Below are 420 nucleotides of genomic sequence, written 5' to 3' on the forward strand. Positions count from 1 at the left end.
GCTGCTCATCCTTGCACGGCTTCGTTGGCCATTCACAGTACGTTGGAACCATGGGGAGTCTTCAGGTTCCAAAGCCGTTAGGGAAGGACGCAGAATGCCGACGGTATCTCCGACTCCGATCACGCCCCCGGACGAGCACGTTGTGACCGCCCGCGAGGCGCTTGAGCCTCTCTACGAAAGACTGGAGCTTCACACCGAATCCACCTTGCTTTCGGCGGCAATGGCCGCCGGATGGCCAGCCGAGGAAGCAACGAGGGCGCTGGCTGCCCTTAGATTGCAAGACGCCCTCAATATTCTTTGCCGAGCGAATTCAAGTCCAAGCATATCGATGCACGGCCCAACGGCCGAATGAAATGGCGGTCTTCGCGAGGTTCCAAGGGAATTGGTCCAACGAGAAATATCCAGCAGCACGATCAAAGA

At 57.6% G+C, this 420-nt stretch carries 1 protein-coding gene; it reads left to right on the forward strand.

Going from position 1 to position 420, the window contains the following annotated elements; translation table 11 throughout:
- The first annotated feature begins 94 nt into the window (after positions 1 to 94).
- Positions 95 to 352: a hypothetical protein gene (locus AF337_RS45000; protein WP_026230995.1), complete on the forward strand. Its 258-nt coding sequence runs from the start codon at positions 95 to 97 to the stop codon at positions 350 to 352.
- The last annotated feature ends 68 nt before the right edge of the window (positions 353 to 420 follow it).

This window comes from Rhizobium ecuadorense, assembly GCF_001187535.1.
GTDB classification, from domain to species: domain Bacteria; phylum Pseudomonadota; class Alphaproteobacteria; order Rhizobiales; family Rhizobiaceae; genus Rhizobium; species Rhizobium ecuadorense.

Coding starts and splice junctions, on each gene's coding strand:
- AF337_RS45000 (WP_026230995.1), top strand. CDS start 95: ATGCCGACGGTATCTCCGACTCCGATCACGCCCCCGGACGAGCACGTT.